15 protein-coding genes and 7 pseudogenes are annotated in these 22,659 nt (G+C 59.5%); 14 read left to right on the forward strand and 8 right to left on the reverse strand.

Features of this window, described 5'->3' with window-relative positions:
* Positions 1 to 9: 9 nt before the first annotated feature.
* From IVB22_RS19295 to IVB22_RS19305, 3 genes and pseudogenes are all read left to right on the forward strand, one after another.
* Positions 10 to 1,316: pseudogene (locus IVB22_RS19295) on the forward strand (FAD-binding protein).
* A 41-nt stretch (positions 1,317 to 1,357) separates the two neighbouring features.
* On the forward strand, positions 1,358 to 1,654 hold the full coding sequence (locus IVB22_RS19300; protein WP_247279062.1) for a ferredoxin family protein: 297 nt from the start codon (positions 1,358 to 1,360) through the stop codon (positions 1,652 to 1,654).
* 461 nt (positions 1,655 to 2,115) lie between these two features.
* Positions 2,116 to 2,739, forward strand: coding sequence for a hypothetical protein (locus IVB22_RS19305; protein WP_247518871.1), 624 nt, complete (start codon positions 2,116 to 2,118; stop codon positions 2,737 to 2,739).
* An 831-nt stretch (positions 2,740 to 3,570) separates the two neighbouring features.
* On the opposite strand, the pseudogene IVB22_RS19310 reads toward IVB22_RS19305, so the two are convergent.
* Positions 3,571 to 4,411, reverse strand: a pseudogene (locus IVB22_RS19310) (RMD1 family protein).
* Between the two features lie 719 nt (positions 4,412 to 5,130).
* Here IVB22_RS19310 and IVB22_RS19315 point away from each other — a divergent pair.
* The 3 genes and pseudogenes from IVB22_RS19315 to IVB22_RS41965 form a co-directional block, all read left to right on the forward strand.
* A pseudogene (locus IVB22_RS19315) lies at positions 5,131 to 5,876 on the forward strand (energy-coupling factor ABC transporter permease).
* Positions 5,877 to 6,330: 454 nt separating this feature from the next.
* Positions 6,331 to 6,852: a thermonuclease family protein gene (locus tag IVB22_RS19320; protein ID WP_247511899.1), complete on the forward strand. Its 522-nt coding sequence runs from the start codon at positions 6,331 to 6,333 to the stop codon at positions 6,850 to 6,852.
* A gap of 1,755 nt (positions 6,853 to 8,607) precedes the next feature.
* Positions 8,608 to 8,711: pseudogene (locus IVB22_RS41965) on the forward strand (inorganic phosphate transporter); the annotation flags it as partial.
* Positions 8,712 to 8,735: 24 nt separating this feature from the next.
* On the opposite strand, the gene sugE reads toward IVB22_RS41965, so the two are convergent.
* From sugE to IVB22_RS19335, 3 genes are all read right to left on the reverse strand, one after another.
* A complete protein-coding gene (gene sugE / locus IVB22_RS19325) occupies positions 8,736 to 9,050 on the reverse strand; it encodes a quaternary ammonium compound efflux SMR transporter SugE (RefSeq protein WP_247511900.1) in 315 nt (104 codons plus the stop codon).
* A gap of 113 nt (positions 9,051 to 9,163) precedes the next feature.
* On the reverse strand, positions 9,164 to 10,024 hold the full coding sequence (locus IVB22_RS19330) for a radical SAM/SPASM domain-containing protein (protein ID WP_247518872.1): 861 nt from the start codon (positions 10,022 to 10,024) through the stop codon (positions 9,164 to 9,166).
* 1,523 nt (positions 10,025 to 11,547) lie between these two features.
* Positions 11,548 to 11,925: a hypothetical protein gene (locus IVB22_RS19335; RefSeq protein WP_247518873.1), complete on the reverse strand. Its 378-nt coding sequence runs from the start codon at positions 11,923 to 11,925 to the stop codon at positions 11,548 to 11,550.
* Between the two features lie 358 nt (positions 11,926 to 12,283).
* Here IVB22_RS19335 and IVB22_RS41970 point away from each other — a divergent pair.
* Together IVB22_RS41970 and IVB22_RS19345 are read left to right on the forward strand one after the other, a co-directional pair.
* Positions 12,284 to 12,484, forward strand: a pseudogene (locus tag IVB22_RS41970) (IS481 family transposase); the annotation flags it as partial.
* Between the two features lie 795 nt (positions 12,485 to 13,279).
* The gene (locus tag IVB22_RS19345) at positions 13,280 to 13,873 is read left to right on the forward strand and encodes a DUF6088 family protein (protein ID WP_247518874.1); all 594 of its coding nucleotides are present in this window, start codon (positions 13,280 to 13,282) and stop codon (positions 13,871 to 13,873) included.
* A gap of 80 nt (positions 13,874 to 13,953) precedes the next feature.
* Here the strand turns inward: IVB22_RS19345 and IVB22_RS19350 are convergent.
* Positions 13,954 to 14,288 (reverse strand): annotated as a pseudogene (locus IVB22_RS19350) (DNA polymerase IV); the annotation flags it as partial.
* Positions 14,289 to 14,294: 6 nt separating this feature from the next.
* Here IVB22_RS19350 and IVB22_RS19355 point away from each other — a divergent pair.
* From IVB22_RS19355 to IVB22_RS19370, 4 genes and pseudogenes are all read left to right on the forward strand, one after another.
* Positions 14,295 to 15,205, forward strand: a pseudogene (locus tag IVB22_RS19355) (type IV secretory system conjugative DNA transfer family protein); the annotation flags it as partial.
* Positions 15,206 to 15,218: 13 nt separating this feature from the next.
* Positions 15,219 to 15,638 carry a CopG family transcriptional regulator gene (locus IVB22_RS19360; RefSeq protein ID WP_247518875.1) on the forward strand — a complete coding sequence of 140 codons (420 nt, stop codon included), beginning with the start codon at positions 15,219 to 15,221 and terminating at the stop codon, positions 15,636 to 15,638.
* Positions 15,639 to 16,246: 608 nt separating this feature from the next.
* The gene (locus IVB22_RS19365; RefSeq protein ID WP_247518876.1) at positions 16,247 to 17,248 is read left to right on the forward strand and encodes a nitrilase-related carbon-nitrogen hydrolase; all 1,002 of its coding nucleotides are present in this window, start codon (positions 16,247 to 16,249) and stop codon (positions 17,246 to 17,248) included.
* Between the two features lie 819 nt (positions 17,249 to 18,067).
* Positions 18,068 to 18,217: a hypothetical protein gene (locus IVB22_RS19370; RefSeq protein WP_247518877.1), complete on the forward strand. Its 150-nt coding sequence runs from the start codon at positions 18,068 to 18,070 to the stop codon at positions 18,215 to 18,217.
* Between the two features lie 160 nt (positions 18,218 to 18,377).
* On the opposite strand, the gene IVB22_RS19375 is transcribed toward IVB22_RS19370, so the two are convergent.
* Positions 18,378 to 18,593 carry a hypothetical protein gene (locus tag IVB22_RS19375; RefSeq protein WP_247518878.1) on the reverse strand — a complete coding sequence of 72 codons (216 nt, stop codon included), beginning with the start codon at positions 18,591 to 18,593 and terminating at the stop codon, positions 18,378 to 18,380.
* 924 nt (positions 18,594 to 19,517) lie between these two features.
* On the opposite strand from IVB22_RS19375, the gene IVB22_RS19380 reads away from it, so the two are divergent.
* Positions 19,518 to 19,913 (forward strand): hypothetical protein, encoded by a 396-nt coding sequence (locus tag IVB22_RS19380; RefSeq protein ID WP_247518879.1) that lies wholly within the window; start codon positions 19,518 to 19,520, stop codon positions 19,911 to 19,913.
* Between the two features lie 8 nt (positions 19,914 to 19,921).
* On the opposite strand, the gene IVB22_RS19385 is transcribed toward IVB22_RS19380, so the two are convergent.
* Entirely contained in the window at positions 19,922 to 20,092 is a 171-nt protein-coding gene (locus IVB22_RS19385; protein WP_247518880.1) for a hypothetical protein, read from the reverse strand.
* A 38-nt stretch (positions 20,093 to 20,130) separates the two neighbouring features.
* Between IVB22_RS19385 and IVB22_RS41405 the strand changes: the two genes are divergently transcribed.
* Positions 20,131 to 20,253, forward strand: coding sequence for a hypothetical protein (locus tag IVB22_RS41405; RefSeq protein WP_256467435.1), 123 nt, complete (start codon positions 20,131 to 20,133; stop codon positions 20,251 to 20,253).
* A gap of 729 nt (positions 20,254 to 20,982) precedes the next feature.
* On the opposite strand, the gene IVB22_RS19390 is transcribed toward IVB22_RS41405, so the two are convergent.
* Entirely contained in the window at positions 20,983 to 21,150 is a 168-nt protein-coding gene (locus IVB22_RS19390; protein WP_247518881.1) for a hypothetical protein, read from the reverse strand.
* Positions 21,151 to 22,659: the final 1,509 nt, after the last annotated feature.

Here is a 22,659-nt window from a genome sequence, read left to right on the forward strand (position 1 = left end):
GAGCTTGTTATGATCGAGGAAAGATTCGACGCGATCGTCGTCGGTGCTGGCATGGGCGGGAATGCGGCAGCGCTTACCATGGCCGAGCGGGGCCTAAAAGTGCTGCAGCTGGAGCGCGGCGAGTATTCGGGGTCGAAGAACGTGCAAGGCGCCATCCTCTATGCCGATATGCTGGAGAAGCTGATCCCGGATTTCCGAGAAGATGCACCGCTTGAGCGGCATCTCGTCGAGCAACGCTTCTGGATCGTGGACGAGCGTTCGCACACGGGGATTCACTATCGCTCCGATGATTTCAACGAGGAGAAGCCGAACCGCTACACCATCATCCGCGCCCAGTTCGATAAATGGTTCTCGCAGAAGGTGCGTGAGGCCGGCGCCACGGTGCTGTGCGAGACCACGGTGACCGAGCTCCTCCAGGATTCCCATGGGAGGGTCGTCGGGGTGCGCACAGACCGAGATGGGGGTGAAATCCATGCAGATGTCGTCGTGCTGGCCGAGGGGGTGAACGGAGTGCTCGGGACGGGTGCGGGCTTAAGAGGGCGGCCGAAACCGGACAAGGTCGCACTCGCGGTCAAGGAGATGCATTTCCTGTCGCGCGAGACAATCGATGCTCGCTTCAATCTCAAAGGCGACGAGGGGCTCGTCATCGAAGCCGCCGGAACCATCTCCCGCGGCATGACCGGTATGGGCTTCATCTATTCCAACAAGGAATGCATCTCGCTCGGTATCGGCTGTCTTGTTGCCGACTTCCAGCGTACCGGCGAGACGCCTTACGGCCTGCTCGAGAGCTTCAAGCGTCACCCGTCCGTCGCGCCGTTAATCGAGGGTTCGGAAGTAAAGGAATATTCCGCGCATTTGATCCCCGAAGGTGGATACAAGGCGATCCCGCAGCTTTGTGGTGAGGGTTGGGTCGTTGTCGGAGACGCCGCCCAGCTCAACAACGCCATCCATCGCGAGGGGTCCAATCTGGCGATGACGTCGGGCCGTATCGCCGCGGAAGCGATCTGCCTTATCAAATCGCGAAATGATCCGATGACGGCCAAAAATCTTTCGCTTTACAAAAACTGCTGAATGATTCCTTCTTGATCAAGGACCTGAAGAAGTACAAGGATATGCCGGCACTGATGCATACCCACTCGCAGAACTTCTTTCTCACATATCCGCAGCTCTTCTCCAAGGCGATGCAGGATTATGTGCGCGTCGACGGCACACCAAAGCTCGAGAAAGAGAGGCTGATGCTGAGCTCGTTCATCAGGCGCGGTCGTGGAGTGGACTGTTCAGCGATGCCCCTGCGCATTGCCCGGGCCTGGCGGTGATCACAAACCAAAGAAAACGACGAACGACGGAGCCAGAAACAATGCCGAGCGAGCCATCCCGACGTGTCGAGGACAAACTATTCTACAACCGCTATCTCGTTGATTCCGGCCGCGCCCATATCAAGGTGCGGCCGCACACCACACCATCTTCGCGGCTCTTATCGATGCTGAAGGCCTGCCCTGCACGGTGCTACGAGCTCAGCGATAAAGGTCATGTTGAGGTGACAGTCGACGGGTGTATCGAGTGCGGCACCTGCCGGGTGATCTGCGAAGAAAGTGGTGATATCGAGTGGAGCTACCCACGTGGCGGTTACGGTGTGCTATTCAAATTTGGTTAAAGCTTCGGGGTAGGGGCTGATTGGCAGGCTGCGGCGTTCTCGCGATACAACGAGATCACGCGCGAAATTGACATTTCACCTGATTCAATCGAGTCCCAACCTTTCCATCTACCGGGCGGGCCCTTGCCAGGTTCCGCTATAATATGCCCGAAGATAGCCAAAGCGAGCGGATCCGAAACAGGGCGCAACGCATTGGCGGGATTAGGTCGTCCATCTCGGACCTGTCGACCGATGCTGGTTCTCTTCCCCAATATCTGGCCGGTTTCGTCCTTTGGAGTTCGCGGCGATCCGCCTGCCGCCACTGCCTCGCGACGCTGCCTATCACGGAACGCTGTAAGCAGGACTTCGCTTCGCCATAGCCGCCGACCCCCCGACGAACGTGCCATCGAGCGCCTTATAGACAGACAAGCACGAGCGGATCACGAGATTAGCGATTTGTGACTCCTTCGCGCGACCGCCGGTTGCGCGTTCGTCAGGCGGGCTGCGCGCATGCAGCACACAAGTTTGCACTTTCATTCGCCTGTATCGCCGGGATATATGATCGGCTGGAGAGCATGACGATGGTTCGATTACAAAAGAGCAGGGCAGCCGCTAACGCGCGGCGAGCAGAGGCACGCCGTGAGAGTTCGGTCGGCGACATCCAGGCCCGCATAGCCGAACTGAGAAGCTTGCCGCGCGAGAACCTCGCGGATGCGGTGTTCATGCTCTCGATGAATGCAAGACGGCAGGGCGAGTTGATACGACATGCGATCGAGAAGCGCGCCGAGGTCGACTTGGACTTTGATCCGCCGCCGAATGCTGATTTGGCGACCTATCTCGCGAATGATGTGGTCTCGACCTTACGCCACCACGTTGCTGACCTTCCGACCTTGCTGGACCTGTTGGTTGAGCGAGCGCCTGACGTCTGCTTCACCGTCGATCGGGAGGAGGCCGTTTCGCTGCTGGCCGCAATCATTCGCGAACAGCGGCTCGAAGGAGTCCTTGAAGGCCTCAGGCTCGCCGGGCTCCTGAACGAGCCAGCGAAGGATCGCCATGCCGGGATCGGTTCGGAAGCGGATTTGAGCGGAGCTGCCGAGGGCGCGTGAGTGTCCGGGGCACTTTGAGGGACACTCCTGCAGATGGAATGTCCACAGCGAATGGGGACGTCAGAAAATCTCGGCGCCTGCTTGCGAGGTCAAAACCGCGTCGAAATTTGCGGCGTAGTTCCTTTGTCATCCGTTTAGCGTTTATCGCTGACGCGGAGCCGCTATGCACGCCCGGTCGCAGTCCCCGGCCGCGTCAAGCTCGGCGACCTTCGCGTTAGCGAGGACGAGATCCGCAGTTCTGAGCTTTCATGTTCAGTTGCAGCGCGCGTTCGCGCGCTGGCGGATCATGGAACCGTTCGCTAACAGCCAAGCAAGGGAAATCACGGCAGGACACGTCGACCGAGCCGCGGCGATGTGGCAAAGCGGCGAAAGGCGGTCGCTCAACTCAGTGAGGCGCCCTGGTGAAATCGACCGTCCTTGTTTCGGTAGTCGCTGGCTGCGCCCTGGCGGACGGCGGGGAAGGCCTGGCAAGTATTCCGCGACCAAGTCGAGAATTGCAGACAAGCTGAGTGGCGGCCCGCTGCAATTGGGCAAAAGCGCCTTCTTGGGTGGCGCTGGATCGTCGACATGAACGCTCCGCCGCGCGTCTGCCATACACCCCCTATCCTTGCTCGATCGCCGGGGAAACGAACTCGCCTCGGCTATTCGCTGTGTTCGCGAGCCGCACCAGGATTTCGCCGAACCTCGCGTCCACGAGCACGGCGAAGACATAGCCGAAATCCGCAGCTGAGTGCGGCCGAACGGCGCGTCCCACGTCAATGCCGGCCAGGTCGGTCAGTAGGCCCGCTCAAACCCCACGAAGGCGCCTCACGCGCTGGGGCCAGCCGCACTTCAGTGAGCTGCTGCAATAATCTGAAAGCATCCGATCGCAACTTCCATCACGATCAGCACGACTATAACCCACTCAAGACGCAGCGAGCGCCGTGTGTCGATGATGTCCGTCAGTGCGTTAGCCGTTCCGGAGATGGCCGACAGCTTGCGCTCAAGCATCTCAAGAAGTTCCTTCAGTTCGTATTCGTCCTTCAGACGCGAATAGAGCCGCTCGAGTTCCGGCTTCTCCCAGAGTGCGTCGGGCTTTTTCGGCAATGGCGACGCGGCCCGCGACGCGCTGCTGGACCAGGAGCGCATTGCCGATCAGTTGGAGAATGCCCTTGCGGCCCCGCGGCGTCCGGCCGCGCTCGGCTAGTTCGCATGCAAAGGGTTCGATCACGTCGAACACCGCCGGCGACACGGCGCTCATCTCGCTCCAGCGCCGTGCTCTTGGCTAGCCTATCAGCGATCAGCAGCAGCCGATCGTCGCTAAACTTTCTGAGACAAATCCGCCCGCCCGCAGGATGACCTCGGCGCTCTGGTCGCTGCAGAGCTGCACCTGCGCGCTCTCCTCCTCATAGGAGCTGAGTTCACCGATGACCCGCGATATCAGGGTTCCGATCAGAGCAGCTTCTTCCGAGGGCGACAACCCGATGAGCACTACAACGCCATAGCGGAAGATCACGACAAGGCCGGCATGAATGCGGAAAGCGACCGGCGTCGAGGACACCAGCGTTCCGATTTCGAGAGCCGACGGGTTGATACGATCGCCCAGCATGACCGCGCGAATGCGCAGCATCGAGGCGGCCGCCATCTGTCCGGAGACGGCAGGCTTACCGGGCGTAAGTTGATCCATTTTCACTTTAGCATCCGGTTTGGCGCCACTGCGACGCGATAGCGTTCCCCCGGGACCGTCAAACACGTCCGGAACTTCGTCGCAGGTGGTGCAGCGGAATTTGCCGGGCGCGTCGCTGAGAGATGATGCTGCGATCCAGCAAATGCCGGCTCCACAGTTTGGGTGGGTCGTCGCATTTCCATGTTCGTGCATGCTTGGCCGCAAGGTCAATCGAACGACCCAGCAAGCTCTTGGAGGAATTCGACGACTCCCCGGCCGCCAAACATTTGGCTGCGCCGTAGGCGCCGTCGTCGAACAAGGTCGAGCAAGATTGATGCCGAACCGGTGTCTTCGCGCCAGCGGCGTCAGGATTTCCGCTTCAACGGACGAGCGAAAATGATTGTTTGAAACGGCACAGGCTGACCAAAGACTGGCAGCGATGTGTGTTCAATTTCCTCCAGAGCATGTCGGCTACAGAACACGGCGAATCTTGCGCGCCGCGGAACTTTTCAAAGCGCAATCAGAGCCTTAACCGCGGCACCGGCGCTGGCATAGCTGTTGCTATGAAATGTCGCAAAGACCGAGCGAAGGGTGAGTGCACACCCGGTCCGATCTGGCGAAAACAGGACGTGACCAGTGGACCGAGGGTGAGGAAGGTGAAGTGCCGTTTCCAACCGTCAGCCATACGACCGTGCCGGCAAATTCTTGAGCCAAGGCCCGAGTACAACGGCAGAAAGGACTTGAGCGTGCATATCGAACCGGGAATAGTAACAGGCGCCAAGCTCGTGTTGAGCTACGCGACAGGCATTGCGACGGGCTGCGTCGTCGCCGAGCTTGTGGTCGAGACCATACGCGAGCCGGGCGCTCTGTCATTTGCTATGCAAGCCATCGCCGCGATGCGCCTTGTGTTCACGTTCTTCGAAATCCTGCCGCACTTTGCGGTTGGTGTCTCCGAAGTGCACTTCGTCCTGGGCTCGACGCTGTTCCTGTTGTTCGGCGCGGCGCCGGCTGCCTTTGGTCTTGCGCTCGGCCTCTTGCTGCAAGGCGTCCTCTTCGTTCCGACCGACCTGCCGCAATATGGTATGAATGTCACGACGCTTCTAGTGCCGCTGTTTGCGATCCAGGCGCTCGCCAAGCGGCTCATCCATCCAAGGCCGCCTATCGCGATCTGCAGTACAGTAAGGCGCTTGCGCTCTCGACTGCGTATCAATCTTCTATCGTTGTCTGGGTCGCGTTTTGGGCGCTCTATGGCGCGGGCTTCGGCGCCGCCAACCTCGCTAACGTCGCATCGTTCGCAGTTTCCTATGCAGTCGTGGCCTTGGTCGAGCCGGTGGCTGATCTGGCCGTGCTGGCGCTCGCGAAACAAATTGGGCGGCGTGAGTGCGAGGGGATCTGTCGCCCACCGCTCCTAGAAGGCATGTTGCTGTTGATAGCAACGATGGCCGTCATGTCGCCCGTTTTGCTCAAGCGATGCGTACGCTTTCCCCGATAGCAGCCGGCTGCAGCGATCCCGGGCCACGCGCGCTCGCTGCTATCCGTGGCAGCGAGGGGGCCGAGCTTATGCTCATTCCGCACAAGGCGACCAGGAAATCATATCTCGCCGGCTTGCGGCCGGCCGTCTGCGCCGGCCCGGTCGCTAGTGAGCGGACGCGCACTCCCGAGTTCGACCTGCTGGTGCGTGATGCGGCCAAGGCGAACTGCCTCAACGACGTGAAGGAATGGTGGGATGCGGTCAGCGCACCAGCCTGGTCGCAGAGCATCGGGGGCGAGGTTGGACACGAGGGGCGTCTTGCGCTGCTGCTACACGGGGAGTCATCCGTCGAACGAGCTTACCCATGCAACATTAGCACCCTCCTAAGCACAGCCGCGATCGAGCGCCGTTCGGCGGTTTCCCAAGCTCTGCTGAACTCGGCCGGAATGTTCGCAGTTCGACAAAGAAGATCGCCATGTATGGATTGATCGTGGTGTTGACCATGCTTGCACTGTGCAGCATCGTGTTTGCCGGCGAATTGACGGGGCCGGCAAAGGTCATCAGCAGCGACACCCTAGAAATTCACGGGACACGCGTTCGGCTCTGGGGCATCGACGCGCCGGACAAGACTCAAATGTGCCGAGATATCAACGTTAATCCATATCGATGTGGCCTCAGGGCCGCGAGCGATCTTGAAAGCTTCATTGCAGAGCGCGAAGTCAGTTGCCTGTCAGTCCTGAAGGATGAGTGTGGACGGACGATAGCGACCTGTTCAGCTGATGGCATCGATCTCGGAGAATGGTTGGTGCGTAACGGTCTCGTGCTCGATTGGGCGCAATACTCCAGGAGACGATACCACGCTGCGCAACGCGCGGCCGATCGTGCCGGACTGGGCTTGTGGGCGGGCAGCTTTGCCGTACCTTGGCTATATCGAGCGTGCATTCGGTTAGGTGGTCGACCAGCCAGCTGTTCTGACGACGCGAATGCACACCCTTGACTCGTATTCCCCACACCAGAATATATACTAGAGTCGGTTCCGCACAAGGTGACAGTCACGAGCGAGCTGGCGTCGACCGGGAGTGAGCAAGCTTACCACTGCCGCCCAACCATGCTCAAAGGAGTAAGATGGTCTCAACCTCTCGTGAGCGCGAAAGTCGCAAGACAGTAAATCGCAAGCTCCGCAGCAACGCCATCGTTCTCGGCGTAATTCTTCGCAAACTCGCGGTCATGCCAAGGCGGCGCCTTTTGAGTTCGAGAGAGAGCCGCATTTACCTCAGAAGAATGGCGGGCTCTCCGGAGCCTAAACAAGACAAAGGCGTGGCACGGAACAACAATCAGATTCCGCCGCGTACAGGTTGAGCGGAAGAAAGAAGGCCAGTGGCGTTCAAGGCACCACTGGGCAAGGTAGGCAACACGAATGTGGCTTGGGATGCAGCCTACCTCCACTCCATTCGGCTCTAACTTTCAGGTTTTGATATGCCCAGAGCTCGCAGCTTGATTCCCAGAGGTCGCCAGATGCTGTCCCGCCAAACTCATACACTCGCACTCAAATCTGATGGACCAAGCAGATGTGAGCGCTTGCTCAACGCCGGATCCGAGGGGCCCATCGAAACGACGGTAGTCGAATTGCGCGCTTTGCCGCGGGAACGCCGCATAGGTCCCTTCCCGGACTTCGCTGCTGTTGGCGATATGGCCGCGATTGCCTTTTCAAGCCACGGCTGCTCCGACATAGGCCAGCATTTGACCGGGCGGGTAAGAAGCCTAACACCACACGTGCGGTTTCGGTGACAAAGACGTGTGGACCTGCCTTGCAGGCGCCTATCACAACAATGCCACAGAAGACAACGCAGCTGTTCGTTCGGTTGGAAACAGCATGGCTCGCTGATGACTGGCTGGAGATCCGCTGAATGAGCAACACCGCATGCGACGAGCGCAACTGCTGCGGCAGCCCGAACAAGAACGTCAGATCGCATATCACCTCCCGAACACGAAGTGCGCGCCTTCAAGAACGAAGCGTGAGCCACTGAACTCGCAGCGTCGCTCCCGTGCCCTCGTGGTGTGCAGACTCTGTGCTGACGGGCACGATGCAAGCTCCCGGCGTTTTTCGATCGCGATGTCGTCTACGGGACAATAGCGGTCGTTGTTCAAACAAGCCGCGGGTCTGAGGTCGAACACGAATCGAATGCCGTGCGCCGGCACCGCCAGTTCGATGATTTCAGTGAACGCTCCTGCGAAAGAGATTAGGTGATCGATTTCTTTGCAACCACACAATGAAGTTGCATCGGTAATTCGAGGCGCGGAGCTGAGCTCAGTCAGAGATCGCAAGCTCACCTGACTGCGATCTAAGAGTTGAACTGGTCGGCAGTCCCTGATGGTGCCGACGCGGGACGGTCGGAAGCAGTTCGGAGCAAACGAACACGATCTGCCAATCTGCATCTTCTCCCCTGCTGCTCCGGAGATCAGGCATCGTATAACTCCGGCAAGCGATCTTTCTTGGCCGTCGTCCGGAGATCAGCCGCATAGCTGGCTTTCATTGCTGTTCTATTCGCACGGCGATCTCGGCAGCGAATTGGTCGTGCCGTTCTGGGTGGTGCTATTGTGCCAGACGCGATGGCGGTGGGACCCTGATGGGCGACTGACGTATCGTCCGCACTAGGGCTTTCGCGTCACGACACTGAGGGCGGCCAGACGGTCTCGGCCCAGAGGCATTGCATCGGCATCTTGTTCTTGGCGACTTTCCTCGCCATTGTCGGCGCCGCGCCCCTCGGCGGTGCGCTGGAACGTGGCCAGCTCGATCGACTATGCCTGGAGAATCACGTGCCGGCCTCGGCGATCGTTGCGGCGCTGACCTGGTGGGGGTCAATGCTTTCGATGTTTTCGTTAGGACACGAGCTTCAGCCCGACAATGCCGGCGACGATCAGTCCGATGCTGGCAAGGCGAAACGCGGCGGCCGGTTCCCCGAAGAAGATGATGCCGAGCGCTGCGGTGCCGACCGCACCGATGCCGGTCCAGACCGCATAAGCAGTTCCAATGGGCAGCGTCTTTAGAGCAAGGCCGAGCAGGATCACGCTGCCGGCCATGGCCGCGAGCGTGAGCACGGACGGAGCGAGCTTGGTAAAGCCCTCGGTGTATTTGAGGCCGATTGCCCAGGCGACCTCCAGCAGGCCGGCGACCAACAAAATGCTCCAGGCCATGGCGACCCTCCGTTCATGGCAGGGTCGTCGCCGCGACTGATGTGGTGATGAGCTGGAAGGCCGTCCTTGCCAGGGCTCGCGATTCGCTTCGAGCATGGGTCAACTTCTCAAGATCAGCATTCCGACGTTATTGGTTCGGCGAATTCACACGATCGACAAAGCAGAAAGCCCTCCGTTCCGTTCATGCGATCGGCAATGTTGCAAAAAGCTGCCCCTTCAAGGAGATCCTTGTACCTGTCGCGGAGGAGGTTGCCCAAAACGTGTCGTCGCTCAAAATCCATGCAGCAGAAAGTAACGTCGCCATTTGGGAGAAGAACATTACGATATTGCCGTTCGTCAGGGCATGTCAGTGCTCCAACGATTGGCTGCCGCGCTCCAACCATCTTCTCGCCGCTGCCAGCCCTGCTGCGCGGCGGACGCGAGCGAACCAGCGCTTCGTCAGGAATTATGCCGACAAGTTCGGGATGCACCTCGCCCATGACTATGAAGAGCAACGATGAAATGTCGGCATCGACAAGTTGGCGCATCAAATCGACATAGTTGCGCCTGACGAGACCACTATCCATGTGCGTGCCGTCATCAAAAACATGCACCAGGAAAACGCGGAACTGCAGCGCACGCAAGCGTCTTAGATCCCGCCCGTTCATTCCGACCAGGGTTGTGAAAATTCGGATTCCATGGCCACACGCATAGGCATGCTCAACCATTTCGGTGCAAGCCGGATTGAGCCAAGGCTCCGAATACCCGGAAAAGCTGATCTCGACAGCTGCTGGTACGCGCGCCAGACATCGCTTGAAATCTTGGAGAGAAAGATGCTTCACGTCGGATATCGCTCTTTGCCGTTCGGCAAACTTGTCCTGCGGGCAATAAGAACATCCGACGACACAGTCCGTTGTCGTAGTTATCTCCAAGATCCTGCCGCCACTGATTGCGGAACGCAGCTCCTGTAGAGTCATCGATTCTATATTGTCCACTTCCGCGCTCCGCGTTTGAACAAAGACACCTTGAGGGGACCGTCGATTTGCATCTCATGCCGGTTCGCTCATGCATCATTCTCGATTCGTCGCCCATCAGCGCGACACGGCACGGTCGCAAGCGCGGTCGCGACAGATGAAGAAAGCGCCACGGCTCTCTCTCCTTAGCGCCCTAGTCCAGCAGGATTGGACGGCTGCCGAATGCACATGCGTCGATGGGATTGGTCTAACGTCTCGTTTATTCCAACAAGCATCACTCATGCCATTGGCGGTACTGTCCATAACTCGACACGTCCGCGATAAATGTCGTCCCAAATGCCCAACCGAAGCGCAACTCTACGCGATCGATAGCGTACAATATGACGCTACGTACGATTCAAGCTCTCTCGAAAATGAGATGAATGGCAGCTTTCTTATGAAATGTGACGGTGTAGCCGCCGCCCCGAGCGCCACGTCATCATGATCAACGTGGTCGGCATCGACCCGCGAAGTTCCGATTGTGAGTGCCCTTGGCCCCAGTCGAGAATGCAAAGTCCCTTCACCTTCATGCAGCAAATTGCGAGTTTCATCAGTTGAAAACGCTACCCAACATAGGAGTGAGCTGGCGCGATTTGCGCGACCCGGGCTACGCAGTCCACATCGTCTTCTTACTGTCGCTAAAGGAAAAAGATGGTTGCTATCGTCCGTGAATTGCCGGTTTCAGGTTACGCACTCGAAATCGATGGGCGACTCACGACTGAATTTGCGACGAGAGGCGGGGTCAAAACCGGCGCGCGCGAGCTGAAGAAGCGATTTCCCATGCTGCGAGTCGGAATCTATGACGCGCAAAGAGGACGTCGCGTGAGGCTGGGCGATCGATCGCAGCGACGCCACGTGCTGACTTCTTGCTGCTAAAATGGCCTTGAGATCTATATCCAGGCCAGCACGGCAAAGCAGGCCGGTGGCGGCATCGGCACAAAGTTGCCCACCAGAAAGCACCACAACGGACTGGGCCTATCTGCCGATGAGGTGCCGATACGGCCGGGAAGTCCTCTCTTCAGCAAGCTAACACAGATTGTGAGCTCCGGATGTCGCGAGCCACCCGTCGAGTTTTGCGATCGAGAGTTTTCACGAGCCGGGAACCACTCTTCCATTCATCATCGACACCTGCCTGGTATGTGTTTGGCCTCAGGCCGCGGTAATATCACGATTGCGATGACAATCTCATCATCGAGCCTGACCATAGGCTATTCACAAATTCCAGGAAAAGCAGAGTCCCTCGGGCTTCTCTTTCCAGCCTGTTGCACGGCGCATCTTCGCGGCATTGTTCAGCAATAGCGGCCCAGAACCTAAATCGCATGGGAGGAGGGGCTTTCTATATTAATGGTGCTCGGATGATCCACTAGACAACACGCTATCGCCACGACGGCGATCACTGTGGCGGCGCTTTTTTGGCTTGCGCTATTGGGTATGGGTTCTCATTCCTGGTGGAGCGAGTAGGAATCGAATCTGCAACCAGACCGTTATGAGCGGCAGACTACCAATCAGCTTCGCTGATTTTGCTGCGGTTTCGTCCGCGTTCGATCGCGTTTGTTGCGTTTCAGTGAGGTCATTTCTGGTGCGGATGGCAATTCGCGGTTCGGACGGTGGGCGCTCGCCGCCAGGCATTGCAATTCAATTCCCGCGGGCGCCGGCGGTTCGATTCCGATCGCACTAGTCGCGAACCAGCTGCTGGAATTCTCTTGCGCTTTCATTGCCGCGATCTGCCCCTGGCCGATACCGCCTAGTGCCATAACCATTTGAATTTGTAGAAATTTTTGTCTTCGATTGTTGCCGATACCAACAGAAATACCAACAAGCTGATGCGCCGTATAGCTGGCAAAAATAAAACAGCAGGCTCCTTGCAGCAGGGGACGCCCCATGCCGCTCCGGTCTCCACAATCGTCCCAACTGGAATCGAACCCGGCTCGGATCGAAATTGCTGCGGGATCGATCTAACCCAATATCGGGAGGTCTAGGGCGGGTCTTGTCATACGTACCCATCCATTAGCCCCGACGATGTCGAGCGAGACACTTACCTCATAATAGACGACTTCGGCGGTCAACTCGATGGCGCTTGGCACGAGACTGACGTCGAAAAGCGCTGATCGCGCGACGCTGATCCGCGATATGCTGAACCTCGTGCCAAAAGTCCGGCAACACACTAAACAAGCCGCTGCAGCTCTTGGGCAGCGATACTGGCCCCGGCGGCGACCACTGCGCGCACGGCTTCCGCTCGACCGCGTCGACCCTGCTCTCACCGACAATGGGATCCAGTTCACTTTCCCGCCGCGCTACGCGGATGGCCCGACGGCACGATACGTGACACATATGTTCGATATGCGCTGCCAAGAGAATGGCATCGAACATCGGCTGACCAAGATCAAGCATCCCTGGACCAATGGCCAGGTCGAGCGCATGAACCGCACGATCAAGGAAGCGGCGAAGGGACTGGACGCAGCGCTGCGCGCCACCCATGCCAGGCGCATTCACCTTGCTCCGCTCGATCTTGCCGCCGAACTGCCGCCGCTCGCATTCGGTCCGGCCAGGGTGTGCCGGATGTCCCCCGACACGCTGAGTTGGGAGGACCGGGTCTACGATGATGGCTATGGCGGGAAATACGAGGAAGAGCGTCCGGTCGAGCTGCACTTGGAGGAGGAGGCGAAGACCGAACTGACAGTGTGGGACCAGAGCCGGTGGGCGACCGTCGAGCAGGCGAAGGGATCGGTTTTGTTCGAGACGCCGATCGCCCACTTCCTCGTCCGCGCGTTCCTGGCCGAGGGCGTGGACGAATTCCTTGCGCACATCACGACGATCGAAGCAGCGCTCGGCTTGCGCGCGGACTATCAGAAGAACTTTCGCATCGCGCCTGACCGCCACAAAGGGATGCGCGCCACAAATAGAATGCGGGGACGGGTGGCCGGCCTGCTGGGCGATCGACGCTCCGCCGACCAATATGAGCAACTCTTCAACATGCGGAGCGCATTCCTGCACGGGCGCGCCATGACGGCCATTTCAACGAAAGAGCGGGTGATGGCGCGGTCATTGGCCCGAGAGGTCGTCGAGGCGCTGATCCTTGCGACGCTCGCGGGACCGATCGGCTCGCGGGAGGACTTCCTCGACGGTCTGCTCGATAAGGGCGCGCCCCTGATCTAGCAGCAACGGACGCGTCCGAGGGGATACCTCGGGCTTGAAAACTGTCAGAAAACCGCGTATATTTCTGACAGGAGAATGGCCATGCAACGGTTAACCGAACAGATTCTTGCGCATGCCGAAGGACTGCCGGAAGGCACGCCCTTGGCGGCTAAGGGCTTGCTTCACCTCGGTAATCGCGCCGCGGTGGATCAGGTCTTGTCGCGGCTGACCGAGCGGGGCCACCTGATCCGGGCCGGTCGGGGCATTTATCTCCGTCCCATCACGAGCCGGTTCGGTACGAGGGCTCCATCAGTCCAGCAGGCGGTCGAGGCGCTCGCCAACCAGCGCGGCGAAGTCATCGTCCCGAGCGGGGCGGCGGCGGCCAACACCCTTGGCCTGACGACCCAGGTGCCGGTTCGGTCGGTCTATCTGACCTCCGGCCGCAGCCGAACGATGAATCTCGGCAAGCAGGTTGTTGAACTTCGTCATGCTCCGCGCTGGCAACTCGCTCTGGCTCATAAGCCGGCTGGCGAGGCAGTGCGGGCGCTGGCCTGGCTCGGGCCGGAGAAGGCAGAAGCCGCATTGAAAATGCTGAAGCGGAAGCTCCCGCCGTCCACCTTCAGCGAACTGGTCGCGGCAGCGCCGCAGCTTCCGACCTGGCTGGCGCGCAGTGTGGGAAAGGCTGCGCATGGCTGACGCCTTTCTCCACCTTCCGGTCGCCGACCGCCGCGAGGCGCTAAGCGTCGCGGCCGATCAGTCGGGACAACCGGCGCACCTTTCCGCACACGATCGGCTCCGACCTCGCGGTTGTCGACACCCCTCGATATCCAATAGTAATAGCTTCCGGCCTTGCCGAAATTGGTCTGCATAAACTCGAGCGACCGGTTACGCATGTCGAGGCCGGTGTGGAGACCGAGGGAGTTCATCTTGGCGCTGGTCGCCGGCCCGATGCCGTGAAACTTGCCAACCGGCAAATTTTCGACGAACGCCGGGCCCATTTCCGGCGTGATGACGTACTGGCCGTTCGGCTTGCGGTAGTCGGAGGCGAGCTTCGCCAGAAACTTTCTGTAGAGATGCCGGCCGAAGCGTTGAGGTCGGTTACTTCCTTGACAGACCACAGCCCGTTTCACTCTATCTCGTCGTGCCGCCATCCGACGTCGTCCGCACAAAACCCCTGATGCGGCTCATCCTCAACCAGATCGGGCGGCGCCTGAACGAGAGCCTGGATCCCGACCGGCGCCGTCAAAAGCTCCTCCTGATGCTCGACGAGTTTGCAGCCCTTGGCCGCCTCGATTTTTTCGAGAGCCAGCTTGCGTTCATGGCGGGCTATGGCATTCGCAGTTTCCTGATCACTCAGAGCTTGAATCAATTAGAACGCGCCTATGGGCCGAACCACGCGATCCTCGACAATTGTCACATCCGGATCGCCTTCTCCACAAATGACGAGCGCACCGCTAAGCGCGTCTCGGATGCGCTGGGGACCGCGACCGAACTGCGCGCCATGAAAAACTATGCCGGGCATCGCTTAAGCCCCTGGCTTGGACACTTGATGGTGAGCCGCCAAGAGACGTCCCGTCCGCTACTGACGCCTGGCGAAATCATGCAGCTCTCATCGAAAGAGGCGATTGTGATGGTGTCGGGCCTTCACCCGCTGGGTGCCACCAAGGTTCGTTACTATGAGGACCCGCACTTCAGAAGCGAATCTTCAAGCCCGCTAGAACAGGAACAATTCTCTTGTCCTCGCGCCCGGATGAGGACTGGTCGGGGCACCCAACCCCTGCGCCCTCGATCGAACTGCTTGCGCCTAGGCAGCGAAAGCGTGGCGATCCGAATGGGGGGCTGCGGCGCGAGCCAGAATTGCCGCAGCACGAGGAGATCGAAATCAAGGCACCGCTCGCGGAATATGAGTTCGATGCTGGTCCCGATGAGCCCGACGCAGATGCGGTCCAGGCACAAGCGCTAAGCCGCGCAATGCAGGGATTAGCGCGCGCGACCAGCCTCGACCCTGACGATGGCATGGACCTCTGAGTGGGACAAATCGGTGAAAAAGATTCAGCTCAGTGTCTATCTTGATCCGCAGACATTCAGAACCCTTGATGTCTTCGCGGAGCGTCGTGGCCAGCCCAAGTCGCTGGTCGCAGAGGCCGCGATCGCGTCATTTCTTTCGCCTGACGATTCCGACCGACGCGAGGCGGCTATTGCCAAGCGGCTGGATCGGATCGCACGGCTGCTCGAGCGTCTCGAACGCAATGACAGCATCACGCTCGAGACGCTCGCCCTGTTCATTCGCTTCTGGTTAACATCGGTGCCGGCATTACCAGAACAATCCAGTCCAGCCGCTCGCGCCAAAGGCGCCGAACGTTATGATCGATTCGTTGAAGCGCTTGGCCGAAGGCTTTCCAGCGGATCAAGCGTTCTGAAAGAGGTGAGCTTCGATTCGAACGCCGCAATTCCAGAGTAATTCAACAACCGCCGGAGCGGGCGGACGATGCAGGACTACAAGGGAAATTTGCGAGGGTGCTCGCGCCGAGTACATTTCGGCCGCAAACAACGATAGGGCCAAATCGAACGGAGCGAGCTCGTTAGATCGGGACCGACGGCAGATATCTGAGGGGTAGCAGGCCGCATGACATGAATGCTGAAATCTGAAGCGAGTTGAGACGAGGTCCGGCCTCCATCCGAGCTGCCGCTCAATGGAGTAACGCTGCTTGCTTGAGCAAGCGGAAGCCTCTCCAGAGTTCTGGAAGGTCTTCTCAATGGTTGCCCTACCAGTTTTTGCGAGTTGCATCGCAGGTCCTCTGTGTTAGCAATCCACGTTGTACGGTCTTACTGTGCGAACATCCTGTCGAAAAATGCGAGAACGTGCACTGCCCTTCAGCAAACTGATGCGACGTTATCCGTTTACGTCAGATTGCAATCAGGCAACGCCTGAGAGACGGCGGACGCACACGGCCCTGAGTCCAACAGGCCCTGCCGATGTGCTCGAAGAGCCCTCGGTGAGAGTCATCCGTCGTCCTCTACACCAGTTCCAGTGCAACGCTCGACACTCACAATGAGCAGAAGAAGAGAATGAGAAACATCGTCAAGGCAGCCGCCGTACAGATCAGCCCCGTGTTGTACAGCCGAGAGGGGACAGTCGAGAAGATCACCAAAAAGATTCGCGAATTAGGCAAGAAGGGGGTGCGTTTCGCCACGTTTCCCGAGACCATCATTCCCTACTACCCGTATTTCTCGTTCGTGCAGCCGCCCTTCACGCTTGCCAAGGAGCATCAAAGGCTGCTTGAGCAATCCCTTATGGTTCCCTCTGCGGAGACGCATGCGATCGGCGATGCAGCCAAGGACGCCCAAATGGTCGTTTCCGTCGGCGCCAACGAGCGGGATGGAGGATCGATCTACAACACTCAGCTCCTGTTCGATGCGGACGGCACGCTGATCCAGCGTCGCCGCAAGATCACCCCTACCTATCATGAGCGGATGGTCTGGGGCCAAGGCGACGGTGCCGGCCTTCGCGCCGTAGACAGCGCCGTTGGCCGTATCGGCCAGCTTGCGTGCTGGGAACATTATCTCCCGCTGGCCAGATACGCCTTGATTGCCGATGGCGAGCAGATCCACTCCGCGATGTACCCCGGCTCGATCTTCGGCCCCCTTTTCTCCCAGCAAACGGAAGTGAGCACCCGACAGCATGCCCTTGAATCGGCCTGCTTCGTCGTCAGCGCAACCGCATGGCTCAACGCCGACCAACAAGCCCAAATTGCCAACGACACGGGCGCTGCTATCGCTCCGATTTCGGGCGGTTGCTTCACGGCTATCGTTGCCCCCGATGGTCAATTGATAGGCGAACCCCTGAAGGAAGGTGAAGGAGAGGTTATTGCCGATCTCGACTTCATCGAAATCGACGGGCGCAAGAGAGTGATGGATGCAAGCGGTCACTACAGTCGCCCTGAACTGATCAGCCTCCTGATCGACCGGACACCTTCTTCGCACGTCCATGAACGGATTGTTCCTCCCAGGAGCGTGGCGACTACCGGCCTTCACCGCGAGGACCGTGCTGCGGGTCCGCTTGAGAGTTAATGGTCCTCCCCGCCCGGGCCGGAGACTGGCGCATCCCGGCTTCGACCCGAACGGCCGGAGATACAGGTAATCGTCCGAGATTCACATGCGCAAAGAGAAAGAGCTAGTTTGCAGCAGGGCCATGCGGGCCGCTCGCATGATCCGGACCGATTCTCTATTGGAGAAATGCCCAGCTGCGGAGCCTCGCCAATGGCCTTCAACCTACAGCGCACCGCGTCACTGCAGCGGCAAGTTCGCTTCAGGTGTTCGAACTGTTGCGCTGACCGCCGCATCGCCCATCCTTGCAGCGCCCCGCCTCGAGATCTGGATGTTGCCTCGATGAGGATACGCTCATATCGGGAGGCCACATCGTCAGCTCGAGACGGCTCGTCACGGCAGGTCTTTCCGAGTGGCGCCCAACGGCGGGGAGATCAGGTCCAGGCGATCCTCGCCGGGGAAGCTGGCGACTGAAGGTGAACGCGCACTCAAGCTACGGTGATCTCCATGCAAGGGCATCCAGCATCCTGCGCAACACGAGCTCCGATTCGGGTTAGGAATTCCACGGAGGACGATAAAACCAGATTACTCGCCGAGAAGGTGCCCACGCTTGCGCTCAACGATCCGGACCCAGCCGCGCGGCTTGAGCACTGGGCCAAAGAATACGCAAAACTGTCCTCGGCCCAGCCTCCAGACGCGATGAAGATTCATAACTGCTGCCGCACGGTGCTCCGGGAGGCGCCCGCACGCTCTCAGTAAACAACCGCAGTTTCAGGGCGCAGTATCCAGGCCTATGCTGGCCGGATGGAGCAATCAGTACTTTTCAGGTGCCCGCGCACGGGCATGAACGTGCAGCACCTGCTGACAGGACTGGAGCAGATCGGTCCCGACACTCATCTGCCGGTCGTTTGTCCGGCATGCTCCTCGGTCCATTTCGTGAATGCCTCCACCGGCAAGCTGCTCGGCGACCGCAGTGCTTCCGAAGTGCGGTGAGGGCGGTCGACGGGTGACATCCGGCATGCTCATCCGGTTTGAGTGCGCATCCTTTCCCGGTGTAGTTCGTGAATCGTACCTAGAAAATCCAGCGCGTTGGAGGTGTGATGCTTGCTGCCGCTGCAGGCGTCGCAGTCGACCTCGCTGCCGGCGCTCTTCGTCAAGCCTCGCCAGCATCGGAGATGGCGCTCACGGCTGGCACGGTGCGGGGCAGCGGCAGCGTGCGTTGAACATTGCGGCTGGCCGGCGAAGGCTTGCCGAGCTTGGCATCGTATTTCTCGGCCAGCACCAGAAGCCGCTTTCGCGTGAACGGGTCGGCCTTATCGGCCAGATCGCGGGCCCGCTGTGCAAAGGTCCTGTCGAATTCGACATCCATGATGTGCTCCCACTCAACGCTACCAGGATTGCACTTAAGTACATCGACGGCTCCGACGTCAAGGCGGGCGAGCAGGGTGGGCCTTTCGCGGAATGTTCTGGGACGAGCCTGTAGCAGCCGATCTGGCGCAAGTAAGCTCGCCGTCGGCAGGGGCAATTCACATGGCAGTCCTCCATCGGATCCGGAAGCGATGCCCGGAGTGCGGGGGGACCGATGAATCTCCTGGATCGCGAGGACGGGCACAACGAGCGCTACGTCTGCAGCCATAGCAAGGGGGACCCGCTGCGCGATCCAGCCGCCTGCCAGTGCGGCCGACAGTTCCCCTGAGGCCTCTCGACAAGTGAGTGGTCGCACCGGGGCCAGCAGATACGTTTCAAGGGCCGTGAGCCGGGCTCGACGCGCGGCACGCGAACGGTTGTTAATCCTATCGCACGCTGGTGATGCATGCCGGAAATCGGTGAGGCGCAGGTGTATTCGGTCGCGCGCGCATGAGCTGGTGCGCTTCTTATGAGGCGCATCACCCCACAGGAATAACGCCGGTGCGTCCGCAGGGGTCGTTCGCGACGTCGCGGCGCGAGGGCGCCATCTAGATTGCGCCTGCGCCTCTTTTCAGGATCGGTAACTTTGTCGATTTCAAGTAAGGGTGCACGCACCGTCCGCGAAATCGCTCGTCTGTCGGCGACCTGACTGTCTAGAGGGACAAGAGGCTACGAGACGTCTGGCGCTGGTCTTTAGGAGTCCGCCGTTTCTTTCTTTCGGTACGCCAGACTACGACCAGAATGTCCCCGCGGTTGAAGCGGCATGCGGTCTCGGCCCTTTTGTCGTGCGTCATCGCAGGGCGATTCATCCGTTTCGACCGAACATCCAGACCACGCGCGTGCAAGCGCGGGCGGTGTGCAGACGCAGAGAGAAGGAAGCTGGAGTATGCAGATTAGCGGCGAGCGCCGGGAAGAACCGAGCTCAAGTCGGAATGAAGCCGTTTACGAGGCCATCGAGCGAACGAATGAGCAGGTGCTCAGTCTGCGAACCGACATCGCGATGATCGCGGAAATAGTGGCTCTCCATGCGCGATACCACCTCACGATTACGCCGCCGATGCCGCCATCCAAGCAGGACGAGGCGTTCGTGCTCGGGCTCGAGCGCTTCAAGGCTTTTGCCGAGCAGGTCGATCGTCGCGTACGGTTTGGCCTGCCCTTGCTGCCGGAGACAATTGGTCGCTCGGGAAATTCCAGCCGATCCGGGTCTGAAATGGGCGGCGGAGCGTCACGCCCGTTCCACGAGCGCCAGTTGAAGAAGAACCCCACTGTGTGGCCGTCGTAGGTGAAAACTCAGAAGCGTGTGCTGTCGCCGAGGAGGGCGGCAGCAATATCAACTTTCGACAGGTGCCAAACGCCTTTTGCTAAAGCCAGTGGCCGCGCTCCGAGAAACACGCGCAGCGATGCCGCTGGGCAGATATCAGGCGAGAAGCCGGTCAACCGGCGCTGGAGCTGGCGGATCATCTCTTGCGTGTTCCTTCCCTTTGCCGCGGGATATTATGGTGTGGCTGCAACGCGAGCACATGACCTGGATATTCCCCGTCTACGGATCATTGATAGCGCTGCTGAGCGTAGTGGTCTATCGCATCGCCAAGAAGCGCGGCCGCGTCTACATCGGCAACTGAACCCAGTCTGTCTGCCTACTCCGCGCGCCGCGCCAAGGCGAGCAGAGGAATTTTGTTGGAGCCAAACCTTGTCGAGAAGCGAATATCTATCCGAGCGCGCGAGTATGCTGGCGCATATTCCGCAGACCCGAGGCGCTACAACTCAGGGCGGCCGCACTGGGCGCGCATTGGGGACGGAGAATGGGCGTTCGCAGCTATCGCTGATCCAGAGCGGTTCCCAATCGCCGACGCGCATGCCGCGCTGCGCCGGATGCTGCCGCGCTCCCTACACTGGGCAGCGTTCTAGGGCTTCGGCTTCTATCACCGTGCCGCACTCGGAAGCATCCTCCTCAGAGATGAAGCCGCACGGGAAGTTGCACTCCCGGCGGCAAGGTCGAAGAGGCCAGTGCGGTTGGGGCTGCCGAGAGCAGCAGCGACTCGCTCTAGGCGACAAGCCTGCTCTACTGAGCCTTGGCCCAGCTGGGCGACTCTCAGGTGGAGGCGGTCGCCAACGCTTACGTGCGGCGGCTGCTCGAATCCATGTGCGTCCGGATGATTTGGTCACCGCATCATCCACGCTCGACCCTCCCACCGGTAAGGTGCGCAGAACGCACACACATACTCAAAGGCTACATCGACGGCAGCATATGGGACGTGTGCAGGTATGGGCTATGCTGTACACCGCCCATGCCGCCATGGTTCGCCCGACGGAGCCCTTGTGGCCGGGTGCTGGTGGCGTGGTCTACAGGGTTACCTCAGAAACGGGATGCCGCGATGCGTCTGCGGCCCCCGCAATGAGTCGATCCAGCCGGTGTCGCCCGCGCGCTTGCCGAGCCGCTCGTCGAGCTCCCGGCGCCTGGCATTGAAATATGGCTTCAGATCCACGGGCGTGAAGTGCGGCGATGAGGGTGTTTTCATTCGATGGACTCCAGTTCTGGGAAGTCGTCGCCGAGTCCTATTGATCGCAAATTCAGTCGTGAGTCGCCCATCGATTTCGAGTGCGTAACCTGAATTTGCAATACATTTCGTCGTCTGCTTTTGTCGGTACCAACAGAAATACCAGCAAGATGACGCGCGGTATTCGCCGGCAAAAATAAATGCCGGCAACGGCATGGCCCATCCCGTTCCGGTCTCACCAATCGCCCTAACTGGAATCAAACCCTCCTTTGACTCGAGTTCCTGGCGGCCCGACCTAACATGCTATCGCGAGGTCAAGGGCCGGTATTGGCGACCCGATCCATTGAGCCCACCATGCCGAGTGAGACAACTACCTCGTATTGGCTTCGTGGGGTCGACAGGGTTGCGCTTCGCACAAGACCGGCGCCGAACCGCTGATCGCGCGGCGCTGTCCGCGATCTACTGGACGTCCAATGCCGATGGCCGACGGTCTACTAATGTCCAACAACATACTGAGAGGGCTGCGGCGATGCTGGCGCCAGCAGCGACCACTGCGCGCACGGCTTCCGCTCGACCGCGTCAACCTTGCTCAACGAGAAGGGCGTGTTTACCAACGATGTGGAAGCTCAACTCGCCACGACGTGGAGAAAGTCCCTCGCGACGCCGGACCAGTTTGGCAAGGGTGACAAAAACAAGATCCCAGGTAGCTATAACAGTGCGGCCTATTATGCCGAATGCGTGTGTTTGTGCAGCCTTGTCTGATCGTCTTGTCAGCCTGCGCGAAGGTGCGTCCGCCGTCTCGCTGCGCAGATCGGCGGCCTAGCTTGCTCTTGTTTCGACCCTCGGCAGCGAAGCGCGATATTCATCCACGCTGTCGAGATCGATCATGGTCTTGCCCCCATCTTGTAGGCCCGGTCCTCTCGTGGGCGATCAGCTCATAAGCCTTAGTCTTTCCGAATTTGCCATAGCGGCAACCGTCCTTGAACTCGACGAGCCGGCGCCGGTTGTTGTTATCATTGTCAACCATGGGTCCCTGCATGCGCTTCGATGATCTCCCCCCCAATCGGATCAAAACCCCGCTGAGTGAGATGCGCATATCCATGGCGCGACGCTGTCGATGCGGGCTCGCCAGAAGGCCTGCCGTTGTGGCCGCTGACGAGGTTCCTGCTGACCCGTTTCGGCGCCATCTGCGCGTACCCCAATTGCCCGAGATGCATCGATCTAAATGGACTACGATACCAAACAAAGAGTCCCCTTATGCCGCCGCCAAGTCCAGAGTGCTGTAGCGTGCAAATCGGACGGACGCGGAAGCGCAGCTCGCGGACGCTTGTCTTGTCACCTAGTGGCTCTGCACAGTGAATTTGATAGATTGCGTCGGCGGTCAGATTAGCTCTGGCAGGTGTTTCGGATCAACGAGGACCTCGATGCTGCGGCGTCCTTGGCTGCCTTGTGATGAGGCCGGCTCGTTCCAGCGTCAGCACCATCTGGTGAACCGAGGGCGGGCTGACACGGAAATATTCCTGCATGTCG

It is taken from the genome of Bradyrhizobium sp. 190, from assembly GCF_023073415.1.
In the GTDB taxonomy this organism is placed as follows: domain Bacteria; phylum Pseudomonadota; class Alphaproteobacteria; order Rhizobiales; family Xanthobacteraceae; genus Bradyrhizobium.

Bases quoted from the DNA above. Each gene is read 5' to 3' on its own strand.
- IVB22_RS19385 (WP_247518880.1), bottom strand. From the start codon at position 20,092: ATGATCCGCCAGCTCCAGCGCCGGTTGACCGGCTTCTCGCCTGATATC.
- IVB22_RS19380 (WP_247518879.1), top strand. From the start codon at position 19,518: ATGCAGATTAGCGGCGAGCGCCGGGAAGAACCGAGCTCAAGTCGGAAT.
- IVB22_RS19370 (WP_247518877.1), top strand. From the start codon at position 18,068: ATGAACGTGCAGCACCTGCTGACAGGACTGGAGCAGATCGGTCCCGAC.
- IVB22_RS19345 (WP_247518874.1), top strand. From the start codon at position 13,280: ATGCAACGGTTAACCGAACAGATTCTTGCGCATGCCGAAGGACTGCCG.
- IVB22_RS19335 (WP_247518873.1), bottom strand. From the start codon at position 11,925: ATGGGGCGTCCCCTGCTGCAAGGAGCCTGCTGTTTTATTTTTGCCAGC.
- sugE (WP_247511900.1), bottom strand. From the start codon at position 9,050: ATGGCCTGGAGCATTTTGTTGGTCGCCGGCCTGCTGGAGGTCGCCTGG.
- IVB22_RS19365 (WP_247518876.1), top strand. From the start codon at position 16,247: ATGAGAAACATCGTCAAGGCAGCCGCCGTACAGATCAGCCCCGTGTTG.
- IVB22_RS19320 (WP_247511899.1), top strand. From the start codon at position 6,331: ATGTATGGATTGATCGTGGTGTTGACCATGCTTGCACTGTGCAGCATC.
- IVB22_RS19390 (WP_247518881.1), bottom strand. From the start codon at position 21,150: ATGAAAACACCCTCATCGCCGCACTTCACGCCCGTGGATCTGAAGCCA.
- IVB22_RS19375 (WP_247518878.1), bottom strand. From the start codon at position 18,593: ATGGATGTCGAATTCGACAGGACCTTTGCACAGCGGGCCCGCGATCTG.
- IVB22_RS19300 (WP_247279062.1), top strand. From the start codon at position 1,358: ATGCCGAGCGAGCCATCCCGACGTGTCGAGGACAAACTATTCTACAAC.